11 protein-coding genes, 1 other RNA gene and 1 pseudogene are annotated in these 16,866 nt (G+C 33.1%); 4 read left to right on the top strand and 9 right to left on the bottom strand.

Annotated features, from left to right (window positions below):
- Positions 1 to 5 precede the first annotated feature (5 nt).
- From ssrS to OZJ21_RS05105, 3 genes are all read left to right on the top strand, one after another.
- Positions 6 to 190: non-coding RNA, 6S RNA (ssrS, locus tag OZJ21_RS05115), on the top strand.
- Between the two features lie 64 nt (positions 191 to 254).
- Entirely contained in the window at positions 255 to 560 is a 306-nt protein-coding gene (locus tag OZJ21_RS05110; RefSeq protein WP_003700488.1) for a hypothetical protein, read from the top strand.
- Positions 561 to 676: 116 nt separating this feature from the next.
- A complete protein-coding gene (locus OZJ21_RS05105; RefSeq protein ID WP_003703973.1) occupies positions 677 to 1,180 on the top strand; it encodes a universal stress protein in 504 nt (167 codons plus the stop codon).
- Positions 1,181 to 1,224: 44 nt separating this feature from the next.
- Here OZJ21_RS05105 and OZJ21_RS05100 read toward each other — a convergent pair whose 3' ends face one another.
- The 7 genes and pseudogenes from OZJ21_RS05100 to OZJ21_RS05070 form a co-directional block, all read right to left on the bottom strand.
- Complete coding sequence (locus tag OZJ21_RS05100; RefSeq protein ID WP_003706473.1) at positions 1,225 to 1,776, bottom strand: DNA-3-methyladenine glycosylase I; 552 nt, start codon at positions 1,774 to 1,776, stop codon at positions 1,225 to 1,227.
- A gap of 152 nt (positions 1,777 to 1,928) precedes the next feature.
- Positions 1,929 to 3,065, bottom strand: a complete 1,137-nt coding sequence (locus tag OZJ21_RS05095; RefSeq protein WP_003703932.1) for a D-alanine--D-alanine ligase family protein — start codon at positions 3,063 to 3,065, stop codon at positions 1,929 to 1,931.
- A 123-nt stretch (positions 3,066 to 3,188) separates the two neighbouring features.
- The gene (locus OZJ21_RS05090; protein WP_268857525.1) at positions 3,189 to 4,262 is read right to left on the bottom strand and encodes a M24 family metallopeptidase; all 1,074 of its coding nucleotides are present in this window, start codon (positions 4,260 to 4,262) and stop codon (positions 3,189 to 3,191) included.
- 378 nt (positions 4,263 to 4,640) lie between these two features.
- Positions 4,641 to 7,502 carry a YSIRK-type signal peptide-containing protein gene (locus OZJ21_RS05085; protein ID WP_268857524.1) on the bottom strand — a complete coding sequence of 954 codons (2,862 nt, stop codon included), beginning with the start codon at positions 7,500 to 7,502 and terminating at the stop codon, positions 4,641 to 4,643.
- A 182-nt stretch (positions 7,503 to 7,684) separates the two neighbouring features.
- Positions 7,685 to 8,323, bottom strand: a pseudogene (locus OZJ21_RS05080) (DUF421 domain-containing protein).
- 14 nt (positions 8,324 to 8,337) lie between these two features.
- Positions 8,338 to 8,781: a DUF3290 domain-containing protein gene (locus OZJ21_RS05075; RefSeq protein WP_011476157.1), complete on the bottom strand. Its 444-nt coding sequence runs from the start codon at positions 8,779 to 8,781 to the stop codon at positions 8,338 to 8,340.
- A gap of 174 nt (positions 8,782 to 8,955) precedes the next feature.
- Positions 8,956 to 11,022, bottom strand: coding sequence for a peptidoglycan D,D-transpeptidase FtsI family protein (locus OZJ21_RS05070; RefSeq protein WP_268857523.1), 2,067 nt, complete (start codon positions 11,020 to 11,022; stop codon positions 8,956 to 8,958).
- Positions 11,023 to 11,266: 244 nt separating this feature from the next.
- Here OZJ21_RS05070 and OZJ21_RS05065 point away from each other — a divergent pair, with 244 nt between their 5' ends.
- Positions 11,267 to 13,912, top strand: coding sequence for a YfhO family protein (locus tag OZJ21_RS05065; RefSeq protein ID WP_268857522.1), 2,646 nt, complete (start codon positions 11,267 to 11,269; stop codon positions 13,910 to 13,912).
- Positions 13,913 to 13,987: 75 nt separating this feature from the next.
- Here OZJ21_RS05065 and OZJ21_RS05060 read toward each other — a convergent pair whose 3' ends face one another.
- Positions 13,988 to 14,506 carry an adenine phosphoribosyltransferase gene (locus OZJ21_RS05060; RefSeq protein ID WP_003700501.1) on the bottom strand — a complete coding sequence of 173 codons (519 nt, stop codon included), beginning with the start codon at positions 14,504 to 14,506 and terminating at the stop codon, positions 13,988 to 13,990.
- Between the two features lie 21 nt (positions 14,507 to 14,527).
- Positions 14,528 to 16,861: a single-stranded-DNA-specific exonuclease RecJ gene (gene recJ, locus OZJ21_RS05055; protein WP_201898711.1), complete on the bottom strand. Its 2,334-nt coding sequence runs from the start codon at positions 16,859 to 16,861 to the stop codon at positions 14,528 to 14,530.
- Between the last annotated feature and the right edge of the window lie 5 nt (positions 16,862 to 16,866).

Below are 16,866 nucleotides of genomic sequence, written 5' to 3'. Positions count from 1 at the left end.
TGACTTAGGTTCTGAGATGTACGCGTTATCTCATTCGTATGGTTGACCGAACACTTATAATATTGGTCTTTCATATCTTTAATGGAAAGTATATTATTTCACGTAAGAACTTGAAGTTATTGCAAGAAGGACCACCTGCTTAAACGCGGGTTCAACTACAGAGATGATTAACGGCATCATCGGAGACAAAGAGTTGGGACACTGTCTCAGCTCTTTTTATTTATTGACTATTATTCAATGAAATGAGGCCAATTATGACTGATGTACTATTAATAATTTGTGAAGCTTTACTAGCTGTTATTGTTTTGTATACTGGATTTTATTTACTTACCCATCGCAATCGTAAGTTCTTACTTTTTGATCCTACTTCTGAGCCCAGTTTAAAAATTATTATGACTATCTGGGGAAGTTTGCTTATTATTTTAGGGTTATTAACTATACTTGCTATCTTTATTATTAAAAGTATCGTTTTTATTTCAATTATCCTAGTTTTAGATGCGATTGTAGAAGCTTCTCTCTCATTTATTATGTTGATTTACTATAACACTACAAATAAATAGCAAACTACATAAAATAATTTTGAATAAAATTATATTTTTGTAACTGTTTACACTTTTATTTTCAAACTATATCAAGTATAATATATATGAAAGGTATTACAGAAAGGGTGATTCGTATGTTACAAAGATATAAAAATATTTTAGTTCCAATTGATGGTTCTTACGAAGCTGAATTAGCATTTAAAAAAGCTGTTGAAGTAGCTAAGCGTAATGGTAAGGAAACAAAACTTCAACTTGTACATGTTGTTGATACTCGTGCTTTCCAAAACATCTCAAGTTTCGATACAGCTATGGTTGAACAAGTAACTGAAACAGCACGTAAGACAATGGATGGTTACGTAAAAGAAGCTAAAGAAGCTGGATTAGAAAACATCAGCTACTCTGTTGAATACGGTGCTCCTAAAGTTATCATTGCTAAGGATCTTCCTAAGGAATTAGGAACTGATTTAATTATGATTGGAGCTACTGGTTTAAATGCTGTTGAACGCTTGTTGATTGGTTCTGTTACAGAATACGTAACTAGAACTGCTGATTGTGATGTTTTAGTTGTTCGTACAGACTTAGATAACAAGCCTGCCCTTTCAAAAGAACAACGTAAAGGATTCCAACGTAAAGACTAATATATATTAAACTAAAGGACGTGAGCGTAAAATCTCACGTCCTTTTAATTACGACCATAACACCCTACCAAATGATCATTTACCATTCCACTAGCTTCCATAAATGAATAGATAATCGTTGGTCCTACAAATTTGAATCCCATTTTCTTTAACGTTTTAGAAATTTGTTCAGATAATTTAGTTTTTGTAGGTATTTCTTCCGGATTCTTAAAATTATTAATAATTGGCTGATTATCAATTATTCCCCAGAAAAAACTATCCAATGATTCATTTCTTTCATGTAACGCATTAACTATTTTCGCATTATTAATAATTGCTTCTATTTTTCGTCTATTTCTTATTATTTTAGGATCAGTCAATAATTTTTCGACATCATCAAGAGTATATTGTGAAATCTTTTCAACTTCAAAATTATCAAATGCTTCCCTTAAAAACTCTCTTTTATTCAGTACTATTTTCCAACTCAATCCTGCCTGTAATCCTTCTAAACATAAAAGTTCGAATAGTCCTCTTTCATCATGTAAAGGACGTCCCCATTCCTTATCATGATAATCTATCATTAACTGATCTGCTCCATAAATCCATGCACATTTCATTTTAAGCTCACCTTCTATCAAAAATCTCATTATATTATTATACGCTAACTTTTTAAAGTTTTAGCACAAAAACGAAAATAAGTTCTGTTTTTACTATAAAAAAACAACCATAGCTTTGTTAGCCATGATTGCTTCTAAAATATTATATAAGATTATTCACCGATAATCTTCTTACCCACTTTTTCTGTTCCTAATTCTGTAAAGTCATAGTGAATCTTAGCGTTATCATTAAATTCATCAATAGCTAATTGGATCAATTGATCAATTAATTCGCTATAACTAATGCCTGAAACTTCCCATAATTGTGGATATAAGGAAATGTTTGTAAAGCCTGGTAAAGTATTTACTTCACCAAAGTATGGAACATCATTTTCATCAACTAAGAAGTCCATACGAGCTAAACCACGGTTATCCAATGCTCTAAATGCATCTAAGGACATTTGTTGGATTTCTTTAGTTAATTTTTCTGGTAACTTGATAGGCATCTCAAATACCACACCAGATGCATCAACGAATTTATTGTTGTAGTCATAAAAATCATCTGATTCAGGAATACGGATTGCACCTAACTTGGATGCCTTGATATCACGATTACCTAGTACTGAACATTCAACTTCACGTGGATTCTTGATTGCTTCTTCAACTAAAATCTTGTAATCATACTTAAAACCATCTTCTAAAGCAGCATTATATTCTTCTTCATTTCTTACTTTATGAATACCAACAGAAGAACCTTGACGAGCAGGTTTTACAAATAATGTTTCACCTAATTCTTCAGCTACTTTAGCGTATGGATAGTCAGCTTTATTTTCTGGAGTTACTAAAACATACTTTGTATTTCTGATTCCATTCAAAGTAAGTAATTTCTTAGTCAAATCCTTGTCAAATGAAACACCAGAAGAAGCAACACCACTACCAATCCAAGGCTTGTTTAATAAACGGAATAATCCTTGAACTGTACCGTCTTCACCCATGTTACCGTGGATAACAGGGTAAAATACATCAACATCTTTAACTTCGGCTAAATTTTGGATATTTGCCAATGGGTTGGAGAAATCAACATCTTTGATAACTTCTGCAACAACATCATCTTCATTTTCTCCGTCAAAGATACGCATAGAGTCTTTATTACCAAGCAAGAAACCTTTTTTAGTAAACATAAAGACAGATACATCATACTTATCTTTATCAAGAGCATCATAAATATTGTGTGCAGAACGTTTTGAAACGTCATGTTCAGATGAGTTTCCTCCAAATAACAATGCAATGTGTAATTTTTTATTTTCCATTAAAATGTCCATCCTAACACTTAATTATTTATTATACGGTTGTTCTTTTTAAATAATATCATGAACATCTTAATTTGTCAGTTATTATTTTTAGTTCATAAGATATTTTTAATAATTTCATTCTTAATTACTGATTTCTATCAAATCCTGTTTAAAGTTAGTTAAATTTTCATATCCTTTTTCCGTAACTAAGATATCATCTTCAATTCTTACTCCACCTAATCCTGGAATGTAGATACCAGGTTCAATAGTGACTATTTCACCGGCTTCTAAGACATCTGGATAACTATAGCTAATATTAGGTAACTCATGTATATCTAAGCCTATTCCATGTCCCATACCATGAGTAAAGTATTCTCCGTACCCTTGTTCCTTAATATATCCTCTACCAATTTCATCTAATTCTTTTGAACTAATACCTGCTTTAATTGCCTCAATTGTTTTTTCTTTAGCTACTCTAACAATATCATATATTTTTCTTATTTCATCGCTTGCTTTACCAACTACAAAAGTTCTTGTTATATCGGAAGTGTAGTGATTGAAATAATATCCAAAATCACAAGTTACCAGTTCTCCTTCAGCAATTTTTTTATCAGAATAGGTAGCGTGAGGTAAAGCTGTTCGATCTCCACTAGCAAAAATAGTTTCAAACGATGCTTCTGCAGCTCCGTTTTTCCTTAGGTAATAGTCAAGTTCTAAAGCCATTTCTTTTTCTGTCACACCAGCATGTACTTTAGTTAAAATATGTTCGTAACCTTTTCTTGAGAGTTGACAAGCTTTTCTTATCGTCGAAATTTCATCTTCATCCTTAACTGCTCTCATTTTTTCAATTACTTTAGTTAAAGCTACTACATCACTACTTGCATTTTCATCTAAATAATCAAACGATTCATAATCTAAAGTACTTTCAAATGCCAAAGCTACACAATTTTCCTTAGCCACAACATTAAGTGCTTCGCCCAAATAATCACGTGTAATAATTACGTCTATATCAGGATTTTCTGTTTTTATTTGTTCTTCAAATCGACTATCAGTAATAATATATGCACTTTGTTCAGTAACTAAAACTACTCCATCATCGCCTGTATAACCACTTAGATAGTAAATATTAAACCTGTTAGTTATCAAATATGCATCGACACTCATCTGTGACATTAAATTTCTTAACCTATTTCTACGTTCTTGAAAAATCGTCATATTTAAAACCTTCTTTAGACATTTATTTTTAATTGTAACAAAAATACGTTCAAATACCTAATGCTAGCCATAATAAAAACCGGTACTTGCTATAAATTCTCCCTAGTTTATAGCTCATACCGGTTCCAAAAACTGCAACTAATTATTTATCTCTAAAATGTATCTATACAATAACATTCCTTGATAGAAGTAAAAATAAATAGTTATTGTTTTCTATATTTAATTAATGATTACTAATACTTATATAGTAATCATTCTCTATACAGAGTTTCTATCCGATCAATCGACAAATTTCCCCAAATTTATCTATTATCTTCACTCATTTTTCTGATATAACTCAAACTTTCAAATTAAATAACTATCTATAACAGCTAATAATTATGAACGTTTTTTATTCAAGACACCTAAACCTAATGCTCCAGCAACGCCTGCAAGTCCTAGACCTACTACAGCTGCTTCGTTATTGTCTTTTTCACCCATTTGTGGAAGTGTAGCTGCCTTAGCATCAGCCTTTGGAGCTTCAGCTTTCTTAGCAATTGCCTTAACTTCAACTTTCTTTTCAGGTGTTGTAGCAACTTTCTTAACGTCGTTTACAACAACTTTGTCTTCGTCTGCAGTCTTAGCTGGTTCGTTGTTGTCTTTATTAGCAACTTCATCAGTCTTGCCTGATTCTTCACCTTTATTAGCATTTTCATCAGTCTTACCTGATTCTTCGCCTTTATTAGCGTTTTCGTCAGTCTTACCTGATTCTTCGCCTTTATTAGCGTTTTCGTCAGTCTTGCCTGATTCTTCACCTTTATTGGCGTTTTCGTCAGTCTTGCCTGTATCTGTATCTGTATCTGTATCTGTTTCTGTTTGTGTACCTTGATCAGTCTTGCCTGTATCTGGTTTGTCTGTTTGTGTACCTTCATCAGATGTAGCTGGCTTGCTTTCTAATGCAGCCAATACACCTTCCCAGTACTTAACTTCGCCATTTGCTACACTCAAGCTTGCATTCTTATCTTGTAATGCTTTTTGAGCTTCATCAAGAGCTGCTTGTGCTTCGTTCAATTTATCAGAAGCTTGTTCAAATGCTACAACATATTCATCTTCCTTAGCTGCTAAAGCTTCTAAGTCTTGTAACTTAGCTTTATCAGTTAAGTATGTTTCTTTAGCTGTTTCATAAGCTGCCTTAGCTGCATCTTCTTTTTGTTGTGCTTCGTTAAATGTTGCTTCAGCTTTAGCTACTGCTTCTTGTGCACTAGCTAATTCTTTTTGATATTCAGCTAATGTAGCACTTGCTGCTTCGTAATCTTTGATTGCTTGTGTATTTGCCAAAGCATCCTTAAAGTCTGCATTCTTCTTTTCAGTATCTGCTAATGTATTCTTAGCATTTGTTAAAGCTTCATTTGCAGAATCCAATGCTGCTTGATTCTTTGCTTGAACTGCTTGGAACTTAGCTAATTTAGCTTGTTCGTTTGCCAAGTTTTCTTGAGCAGCTTTCAATGCATCTTGTGCTTGTCCTTGACGGATTGTAAGAGCTTTAATACCCTTCTTTAAGTTATCTAAGTGGTAACTTGTTGCAGTGTCTTTTTCGTCTACAAGAGCTTGTTTCCATTGTGCTAATTTTTCACTTACAGCATCTAGATTTGCTTGTGCTTCATCTACTGCTGCTTGTGCTGCTTTAACAACTTTTTCTTGTGCATGTACAGCATGATTTGCCTTGTCAACATTTGGTTGAACTTTGTCTACTGCTGTTTGTACTTCGTCTACTGCTGCTTGCGCTGCTGCAACATCTTCGTCATCAGCAAAATTGTTTTGTGCTTTTAAGTCATTGTACTTAGCTTGATCTGCAGCTAATTTATCCTTATCTGCAGCCAACTTGTCTTGTACACTTGCTAATTCAGCTTGGCTCTTTTCTAATGCAGCTTTACCTGCTTCAAGAGCTGCTTGTGCTTCAGCATTGCTCTTAGCTGCTGCTTTTTCTTTTGTTTGTGCTGCAGCTGTTGACATCTTAGCAATTGCTAATGCAGCATTTGCTTTTGTTAAAGTTTCTTCAGCTTTTGTTTGCTTAGCACGGCTTGCACCATAAACATCTAATGCAGAATCAATAGCCTTTTGAGCTTCTGCAACTGCATCTTGTGCTTGACCTAAGCGAACTTTCATAGCTGCAATACCTTTCTTCAAGTTATTTAAGTGTTCACTTGAAGAAGTATCCTTTTCGTCTACAAGGAATTGTTGCCATTGAGCAATCTTATCTTCCCATCCCTTAACAGTAGCTCTTGCTGCATCACCAGCTTTTTGAGCTTCTTCTAATGCTGCCTTATCTTTGTCTGCTTGTGCAGTAGCATCCTTCAATGCTGTTCGTGTAGCATCAACATTTGTTTGAGCAGATACTTCTGCTTCTTTTGCTTTCTTCAAAGCGTCAACTGCTTGAGTTTCTGTTTCAGCAGCTTGGCGAGCTGTTTCTACTAAGTTATTTACAGTTGTTTGAGCTTCCTTTACAACTTGTTGTAAGTTTGCTTCATCTTCTGTATCTTTTTGGATTGCAGCTTGATCTGAAACGATGTCATCTGCTGCTTTTGCAGTATTTTGTGCTGCAGTTGCTTGATCAGCAGCTGGTTTTAAGTCATCAACAGTCTTTTGTTGTGCATTAACCTTTTCTTGGGTAACGTTTTCATTTACGACTGCAGTATTTTCTGCTTCTCTAGCAACTTCTGTGTTATCTTGTGCTTTATCAACATCATCTCTTGCGTTATCTAAAGCTGCACTATCTTCTTTAACTTTGTCTGTTGCGGCTGGAATATCCTTCTTTGCTTGAAGTGAAGCATCTAAGTCTTTTTGAGCAGATGCTTCAACATCTTTTGCATCGTTACGAACAGTAGTTGCATCTTCTACATTCTTTGTAGCTTCTGTAACTTCACCTTGTGCCTTATCTTGAGTAGCTTTAGCATCCTTCAAAGATTCTGTTGCTGATTCTTTTGTAAGGCCTTGGTTTTCTGTTTGTGTTGCTGCATCAGCCTTGTTTGTTGTTTCTGTTGTTGATGTTGCTGCATCATTTTGGCCTGGTGCTACTTCTGTTGTTTGTGCTTCAGTATTTGTTGTAACTGTATCAGCACTAGCAGCTTGGCCTCCAGCAAATGTCAAACCTGTTGCTAATAAGACAGATGCTAACCCCACATTTAATTTTACTAGACCGTATTTGAGAGTTCTCTCTGCACTACGCTCTGCTATCATTTTTTTATTATTCTTAGAAAACATATAATTTATCCCTCCTAATCGGAATGTTATATGGTACCTATATAACACCCTCATTCTACCTCCCCCCACGCTATTTTGTCAATATCATTTATACATAAATATTCCGTGATAGTTTTTTGAATTTTTTGTGAAGTTTAATTAAAAAATCGTACAATTATCTCTATACGATAAATGTACGATCTCTATTTGGGATAACTTACAATACGCAAGTCACCGTTTACATATTCAGCTATGTATATTTCACTTAAATCTTTATAACCTATTTTGTTCAATTTACCTATTAACCATTCTTCATCTTAGTTAATAAGTTCCAATACATCAACATTTAACTGTCCATCACTTATAAGCGGATAACGAACATGATCTTTATCACTAAATTCAATAACCGTTAGCTGCCCATCTTGTTCTAAGATTCCACTTTTTACTTTAGCAACTTCATAAATCCCTTTGTTTCTTAACTTGAACATTAAATCATTTGCTGATATCCCATGTTTTAAACATTCTTCTACTCTAATTTTGCCATTTTTAATTAAAGTTACCGGTTGTCCATCAATGATATTACGAATAAAACGATTATGATCTTTAAAGAACTTTAGAGTTAATACGATTATAGTCCAAACAATCAGAACCATAACAAATTGTAAAATAGTGATATTTTCATTGTATATTACTCCTCCAATAATTCCACCAAGTACATAATTTTGAACAGCATCTAAAGCAGTCGAAGGTGCTAAATTTCCTTTACCTGTTAGATTTATCTGTAAAATAAATACCAATAGTCCCAATACAAATTTAATAATAATTGGTAAATAATAATCCATTCTGTTCTTCACCTCTATCTATGTATCTTAACTTTTTGATTTATAAGATGTGTCCGAACAAGTACATAATTAGTTTGATCAGAACTTAAATTGACTTTATAAAATTTTTTATTAATTTTCACAATTATCCCATCTGATAATCCACGTGCGTTAATAGCAACTTGATCTTTTTTAACGTGATATTCCTCAGAAATAGATTTCAAAAAAGTTGTTGCTTCTGCAGCTTGAACACTTGTATTTCTGCCATTTTGATATTCAGTAAAGTTTATTCCTGCCATAAAAAGTAATATCAGTGCCATGATAATACTTAAATCACGATATTTAGTTTGAAATTTATCTTTTATATACAAAATTGTCGCTACAATTAGAACTAAAAAGATAATTACAACAATTCCATATTGGACAAATTGTGCTACATTATTTTGTTCCTGAAGATATGTTAATGTATAAAAGTCCATAAATTCACCCGTCTCAACATAAATTACGACAATTATAGCTATTACCAAATAGAAATTCAAGCACCTAAAAAAGAGATGAGAAGAAAAAATCTTCTCACCTCTTTTGGTTTAACTTTTCGAAATCATTGTAGCATACATAACTCAAAAAGTCTAAGTAATAAATAGCATCAACTATTATTTAGATGTTTTATATCCATCGCTAGATTGAACATCTTTCCAGTATGCTTCATAAATACTCTTCAAGGTATTCATGTTAACACTACTTTTATCACTAGCAAGATTTGGGAAAGCTACAACCACTACTACTTGTGGATCATCATAAGGAGCATAACTAATAGCACTTAATGTGATTGTATCAGTATTCTTATAAACAGTTTCAGCAGTACCTGTTTTAGCTGCAATGGCTGGATTAATATCCTTCATTGCTGTACCAGTTGCATATTGACTAGTTCCGTGTACTACTTTATACATACCACTGTGAATAATATCCCAATAAGAATCTGGAACATCTATCACGCCCGTGATATTAGGCTTAACTTCATATTTTACAGCACCCATCTTACCATCTTTGCCATTTGCTCTGATTGATTGTAGTAAATGTGGTTGAATTTTATAACCTTTATTAGCCAAAATGGAAGCGTATTGGGCTAATTGAATTGTTGTGTAAGAATCATAGTTCCCATAAGAAAGGTCAAGGGCACTACCAATATATTTAGCTGTACTCTTACCTTCCAATCCAGAAACTTCACCAGGTAAATCAATCCCTGTTCTTACACCCAAGCCAAACTCATTAAAGTTATTTCTTAATTTCTTAAAAATTGAGGTTGGCATAGTTAAGGTTGCACCATAACTATACTTAAATCCTGCTTCCTTCATAGCAAGTTGCATCATGTACGAGTTAGAAGAAACCATCAAAGCATCAGAAGCAGTTAAAGCCACATTAGCTCCACCACTCTTATTAAACCATGATCCCTTGACTGGCGTATCTTTAACTTTGATTGGCATATCAGTCAATACATTATTATCAGGTGTAATAACACCTGACTTCAAAGCTCCAATAATCGTAGCTGGCTTAACAACCGACCCCATAGTAATAGATTGATTAATTGCCCCAGCAGGATCAACAGTTGTCTTACCAGTGTTAGGGTCACGATAAACACCGGCCATACCATAAATGCCACCAGTATGTGGATTAATCGCTACTGCATAACCACCATTTGAATAACCACCTAATCCAGCAACTGCGCTATCCATTATTTTTTGCATATCTTGTTGGAATTTAGCATTAATTGTTAGCTGAACATCATCACCGGCTTGTCCACCATATTGTTCAACTTCTTTAGTGATTTTACCGTTTTGAGTAAATACTTTGGTGGTTTTCTTAGTACCCTTTAGGACATCCTGATATTGTTTTTCTAAATAACTTGAACCAACACTATCATTTCTTGAATATCCTTGAGCTAAGAAAGTATTAATAGAATCATCTGGCAAACCTTGTTTTTCAGTTGTTACAGTCCCAGCTAAATTCTTTATCGATGTTCCATCTGGGTAACTACGTGTCCAATCTGTTCCAATCTTTATTCCAGGCATTGAAGAAAGATTTTCCCCAACTTCAGCCATTTCAGTATCGCTAACACCACTAGTCTTAATATAAACACTTGATAGAGAATAAGCACCACTCATCTTGTTATAAACGATTGCTGCTTCTTTTTCCTTATTAGTCATATCAGAAACTAGACCATGCTTTCTAACATAAGTGATCATTAGACGATTCAACTCACTACTATCTAAACTATCAGCATTTTTAATATGCTCTTTTACAGCATCATAATTCTTTACATTAGCTAGATAATATTCAGCCTTCATCCCACTCGTTAATGAATCTGTTTTGATAGATACAAATTTTACCAATTCATCAGCAATTGCTCTCATTTTTTGATTCGTAACGCCAAGGGGTTTTGTATAGGTAATTGCTCTTGAAGAATTATTACCAACAATTAACTTACCTGTTGAATCATACATCATCCCACGTTGAACATTAGTGGTTTCAGTATAAGTATCATTATTTGCTGCTTCACTTGAAAATTTCTGTCCATTAACAATTTGTAAATATGCTAACTGAGCAATCAATGCTGCAAATAATAAAAATACAATAACAAAGAGAAAATTTAATCTAAACGGAATTAATGAATTTTGATTACTATTCCGTCTATTTCTCCGTGAACTGCGTAAAAATTTCACTTTAATTTCTCCTATCTATTTTGGAAAAAATTGCGACTAACAAATATAATTCCAAAAGTTTAACCTTACTATGATAATTATATTTAAATCCATTCTCTATCCTACCATACTATCACAATTTTGGGCATAAATTCCGTTAAAATTTTCTAAAAGGTTAAGATATTACTTACTATCTTTTACCTACTCTTTACCTATGATATTCTATAGATATTATATTCTTTAACAGAAAGGATTCTTTTTTATCATGTGGATTAAAATGAAATCTTTTATAAATAATAAATATCCATTTTTACTTAGCTTTTTTGGCCCTATTGTCATAATGTTAGCCTATTTTATTGCTCGTCATATGTATCCATTTGGTTCGAGCACAATTCTAACTGTTGACCTAGGACAGCAATATGTAGACTTCTTTGCTTTTTTTAGAGAAACCTTACTTCATCATCCTGGGAGTTTCTTCTACTCTTTCTCAAAAGCTATTGGTGGTGAAATGATTGGAGAATGGGCTTATTACCTACTTAGTCCATTTAATTTATTATTCATCTTCTTCCCCGGTAAATCGATTGCCGCTGGAGTTTTAGTCGTTACTCTCTTGAAATATGGTTTTTGTGGCCTATCTTTTGCGTATCTTTTATCTAAAAGAAAATTACAAAAAGGTTGGATGATACCTACATTCTCAATTAGTTATGCTTTAATGGCGTGGAATGTTGTTAACCAACTTAATTTATTATGGATGGATGCGGCTATTTTACTTCCTCTAATTATTGCTAGTTTCTATGATTTAATGGAAAAACGTAAGATGAAGGCCTATCCTCTTTTACTTGCATTGATGCTTATAGATAATTATTACATGGCATATATGGTGTGTATCTTCCTAGTTTTATTCTTTATTTGGTACCAGATAACATATACTACCAAATTCAGGGAATTTCTATCTAGAACTTGGTTATTTGCAAGTCGATCAATTCTAGCAGGGGGCATTGCTGCTGTTATTTTAATTCCTACTGCGATAACCCTTACTAGCAGTAAAGGCCAATACACAGAAAGCTCGATTCAAGCTAAATTAGAATATAATCCACTTAAAATGTTATCAAAATTAACGATTGGTTCATTTAATTTTGATCAAATGCCATCTGGGTTTCCTAATATTTTTATTGGTAGTCTTGCATTGTTTGCCTTTATTTTGTACTTCTTTAATCGTCAAAATACAATCAAATCCAGAATAAGTGCATTTTTAATCAGTATTTTCTTTACAGTTTCAATGTGCTTTGAACCACTAGATTTATTTTGGCATGGAATGCAATTTCCGGTTTGGTATCCATATAGATTTACCTTTATTGTAAGTTTTTGGATGCTTTTCTTGGGAAGTCAAGGTATCACTAATTTCATTGTTAATGTTAAGCCATGGAAAATTTTCCTTTTATTCTTCATAGAAGTCGGTATTATTTCCTATGTATGGATTAATGTTAAAAAATTCAACTATGCTACTACTGAGACTTTAATTTTTTCTGCTACCTTTGCATTTTTAGTTTTACTACTTTTAAGTATTAATAGTACTAATGACAGAAGCATCATTAAGTTTCTGTTACTTTTCCTAGTAGCCGTATCTGAAATGTCTGCCAATATGATTTTTTCTCTGAATAATATTAGCTATTTATCCAAACGCGAATTTGCAGATCCAACAACTGCACTTACTGCTGATAGTTCTTGGCTACATCGCCATGATTCTAGCTTTTATAGAACTGCTCAAATTTATTCTAGAACTAAAAATGATGGTATAACACATAATCTTAATGCTGGTGCATATTTCAGTTCTGCTCTAGAAAAGAATATTCCAGATTTTTATGGTATGATTGGCCAACCAGATGGTGATAACTATGTTACTTATTCTAATGGCAGTCTGATAACTGATGGTTTACTTGATATGAAATATGCTATTGCTCCTAAAAATAATAACGAAGTTACTGAAGGTAGCAGTCACGGTTATCCTTTAATCCAAACTTCAGAGCGTAGTGATTTAAGCTCATATCAACTACTAAAAAATAATCCTCGTACTTCAATTTATCAAAATCCATATGCTACAAGTATTGGTTATAGTGCAGGATCTACTATTTCAAAGATGCAACGTTTGTTTGACAATCCCGTTATTTATCAATCTAATTGGCTTAACGCTGCATCTAGTTCAATGCCTGGAACGACTTATTTTACAGCCATGAACTTTAATAAAGTTATTTTTACTAATACCGCAGAAAAAACAACTTTAACTAACTCAGATTTTAAAAAAATTGATAAAAGTAAGGATGCAAGTATTACTTTTGAATTCATTCCGACAACCAATAATTCTTATTATCTTACATTGGGTACTTCACTTGATAATGACAATGTCGAGTTTCTAATTAATGATCGCGTACTTCATAATTATTCTACTTTTAGACATACAACTCTTGTGAATGTCGCAAATAACGATAAAGGTAAAAAAATCTCTATTACTGCTAAATTTAAAAAAGATAATCTTTGGTTGAATAATTTTGTTCTATATCAACTAGATAATAATTTAGTAAAGCAAAAGCTAACTCAAATTAAAAAATATTCTTGGAAGATACAAGATTATTCGTCAACTTCATTAAATGGAACCATTAATATTGTTAAGTCAAATCAATGGTTTGCAACTACTATTCCTTATAATGATGGATGGAAAGCTTATGTTGATGGAAAAGAGGTTCCTACTTATAAGATCCAACAAACATTTATTGGATTCCCTATTTCTAAAGGCAAGCATCAAGTAAAATTAACCTTTACTCCCCCATATCTTTATCAAGGACTTGTGGTATCAGTTATTTCATTGATGTTGCTATTTATTCCTGGAATGGTAAGAAGAAAAGTTCATAAATAATTAAAAAGACCAATATATCTATCTTCACAAATGAAGAATTGATATATTGGTCTTTTATTGTTTCTATACTAAGATTTAGTATTTCATTAAAGCTAAAGTATCGTAACCCTTAATCTTGTCACGACCATGTAGATCTTCCAATTCAATGATGAATGCACAACCTACAACCACGCCACCAAGTTGTTCAACTAAGTCAATTGTTGCGCCGATTGTACCACCAGTTGCTAATAAATCATCTGTAACTAAAACTTTTTGTCCTGGTTTAACTGCATCTTTGTGCATATAAAGTGAAGCTGTACCATATTCTAATGAGTAATCAGCCTTAACTGTTTCACGAGGTAGCTTACCCTTCTTACGTGCTGGAGCAAAGCCTACACCTAATTCATAAGCTACAGGGCAACCAACGATAAAGCCACGTGCTTCTGGTCCAACAATCATTTCAACGCCCTTATCTTTAGCGAATTGAACGATGCGGTCAGTAGCTTGGCGATAAGCTTCACCATCTGCCATTAATGGAGAAATATCTCTAAATACAATTCCTTCTTCTGGATAATTTTCAATACTTGCAATATAGTTTCTTAAATCTAAAGCCATTAAAATTTCTCCTTTTCAGCTCTAATTATTTTCATCAAGATACTTTAATATCCACTTCTGTAAATCTGTTGATTTGCTGTATATTAGCGATTTTTGTGCTTTCATTTTTTGTAAATATGCTTGATATGAATTTGTATCTTCTAAACTATGCGGAGTTATATTTGTGTTTCCACTCATTAACCCATTTTCTATTTTAACAAATTCCGCTTCAAAAAACACATTAATCATAAAAACTAAAAGTTCACGTTTTAATTTTAAGTAGTCCGCTAATTTCTGTAAATCTCTTCTTATATTTACATTAGTGTGTGTTTGCGAGAACTTATATAGTCTACCAAACTGTTCTCTAGTTGGCAAGCCATTTAAGTAAGTATTTTCTCTAGTATAACCAACAAAAATAAAATGCTTAACAGTTGCTTTAGCAAGTAGAGACTTTAATTTTTCTATATTATCTGGGCAATCTACCACAACCAACGTATCACAATTTAACTTCTTATCATCGCTAAAATTATATAAATAAGTTTCACTACTATCTGCTAGATATGGCATTACTTGATTATATAGTTTTTTATCAAAGAAAGCATATGTTGCTTTTTGTTGAAACATTGACTTAGTTAATTTATTTTTTCGTTGAATCTCAACAACTGTGCCAGTATTACTATCATCCAATAAAATATCTTCTACCATAATTTGAAGATTAACTCTACTTTGCCAAACATTTTTTCCCAAAGTTCCTATCAAACGAACTGAATTTTTATTTCGCTCAATTTCAGAAATTTTTTTACTACCAATTCCGAAATCCAAAGCATCTACTTGAGAGTTATTGGATTGCAATTGAAGTTTAAGATGATTTTTTTGTTGCCCAATCGCCTGAACTGTATTCACTTTGTAATCTTTGAATTCAAAAACAGGACGAGGATTATCTGTACCAAATGGTGCTAAAGCTTCTAATTGTGCTTCTAAATCCAAATTAACATCATCTAAATTAACAGGAATGACTTTTACTACCGGTTTTGTAGCATGCTCAATTCCTTGTTTCTTTCCTTCTTCATCAACAACTTGTTGTAAATCTGACAACTTCTCCTTATCTAGAGACAAGCCACAAGCCATATGATGTCCTCCAAATTTCATGAGAATATCTCGATGACTATCTAAGGCATCAAACATTTGAAATGCTTCAATGGATCTTCCTGAGCCTTTAGCAATACCTGTTTTTTCATCAATGCTAAGAACTAAAGAAGGTTTGCCAGTCATATCGACTAACCTACTTGCCACGATGCCCACTACACCTTCATGCCAGTTATTTCCAGCCACTACATTGACTAAATGATTTTCGGATTTATTAGCTAATTGTGCCACTGCTTCTTCAACGATTTTATTAACTTCTTCTTGCCTTTTTATATTTAATTGGTTGGTAGTTTTTGCTAACTCTTCAGCTCTTTCCCCATCTAAAGTAGTTAGTAATTCTACCCCTAAACTCCCATTTTCCATTCTTCCTAATGCATTTAAACGTGGAGCAAGTGAAAAACCAATTGTCTCTTCCGTAATTGTAGGGACTTCTATCCCAGCTACTTTGTATAAACTTTGCAATCCAGGACGCATTGTTTGTTGTAACAATTGCAGACCATACTTAACTAAGATTCTATTTTCACCAGTTAGAGAAACCAAATCAGCTACGGTTCCTAAAGCAACTAAATCTAATACATCTTGTGGCAATTCTTCTAGTAAAGCAGCTGCCACCTTAAAAGCCACACCTACTCCAGATAATTCACCAAAAGGATAATCGCCTTCAGGATGACGAGGATGAATAATCGCATATGCATCTGGCAAAGTTTCGGGCAACTCATGATGATCTGTTATGACTACATCTACTCCATGTTGATTTGCATAATCAATGGCTTCATGTCCAGCTACCCCATTATCCACGGTTACAATTAAACTAACACCTTCATCAATCAAACGCTTATAGGCTTCCACATTTGGACCATAGCCATCTTTAAATCTATCAGGTATATAATATTCAACTTCTGCTCCTAATTCTTCAAGAGTTTCGTACATAAGGGCAGTACTTGTGATTCCATCAACATCATAATCTCCATAAATGACTATTTTTTCACCATTCATGATTGCTTGTTGAATTCTATCTACACCTAGTTCCATATCATGCATAAAATTAGGATCGTACAATCCACGAGCATCTGGATCTAAAAAATTGTTAATAGCTTCAAGAGAATCGTATCCTCTTTCTATTAATATTTGTAAAACTATCTTAGGAAAACCTGTTTCTTCAATTAATTCATCAAGATGTTCATTTTCTGATAATTCAATTTCTTGCCATTCTTTTTTAGCATCAATCAAGAGTT

The sequence above is a fragment of the Ligilactobacillus sp. UO.C109 genome (genome assembly GCF_026847815.1).
Classification (GTDB): Bacteria; Bacillota; Bacilli; order Lactobacillales; family Lactobacillaceae; genus Ligilactobacillus; species Ligilactobacillus salivarius.
The sequence above is the reverse complement of the archived record's forward strand: the minus strand, read 5'-3'. Positions and strand labels throughout refer to the sequence as shown.

Bases quoted from the DNA above. Each gene is read 5' to 3' on its own strand.
- OZJ21_RS05110 (WP_003700488.1), top strand. From the start codon at position 255: ATGACTGATGTACTATTAATAATTTGTGAAGCTTTACTAGCTGTTATT.
- OZJ21_RS05105 (WP_003703973.1), top strand. From the start codon at position 677: ATGTTACAAAGATATAAAAATATTTTAGTTCCAATTGATGGTTCTTAC.
- OZJ21_RS05100 (WP_003706473.1), bottom strand. From the start codon at position 1,776: ATGAAATGTGCATGGATTTATGGAGCAGATCAGTTAATGATAGATTAT.
- OZJ21_RS05095 (WP_003703932.1), bottom strand. From the start codon at position 3,065: ATGGAAAATAAAAAATTACACATTGCATTGTTATTTGGAGGAAACTCA.
- OZJ21_RS05090 (WP_268857525.1), bottom strand. From the start codon at position 4,262: ATGACGATTTTTCAAGAACGTAGAAATAGGTTAAGAAATTTAATGTCA.
- OZJ21_RS05085 (WP_268857524.1), bottom strand. From the start codon at position 7,502: ATGTTTTCTAAGAATAATAAAAAAATGATAGCAGAGCGTAGTGCAGAG.
- OZJ21_RS05075 (WP_011476157.1), bottom strand. From the start codon at position 8,781: ATGGACTTTTATACATTAACATATCTTCAGGAACAAAATAATGTAGCA.
- OZJ21_RS05065 (WP_268857522.1), top strand. From the start codon at position 11,267: ATGTGGATTAAAATGAAATCTTTTATAAATAATAAATATCCATTTTTA.
- OZJ21_RS05060 (WP_003700501.1), bottom strand. From the start codon at position 14,506: ATGGCTTTAGATTTAAGAAACTATATTGCAAGTATTGAAAATTATCCA.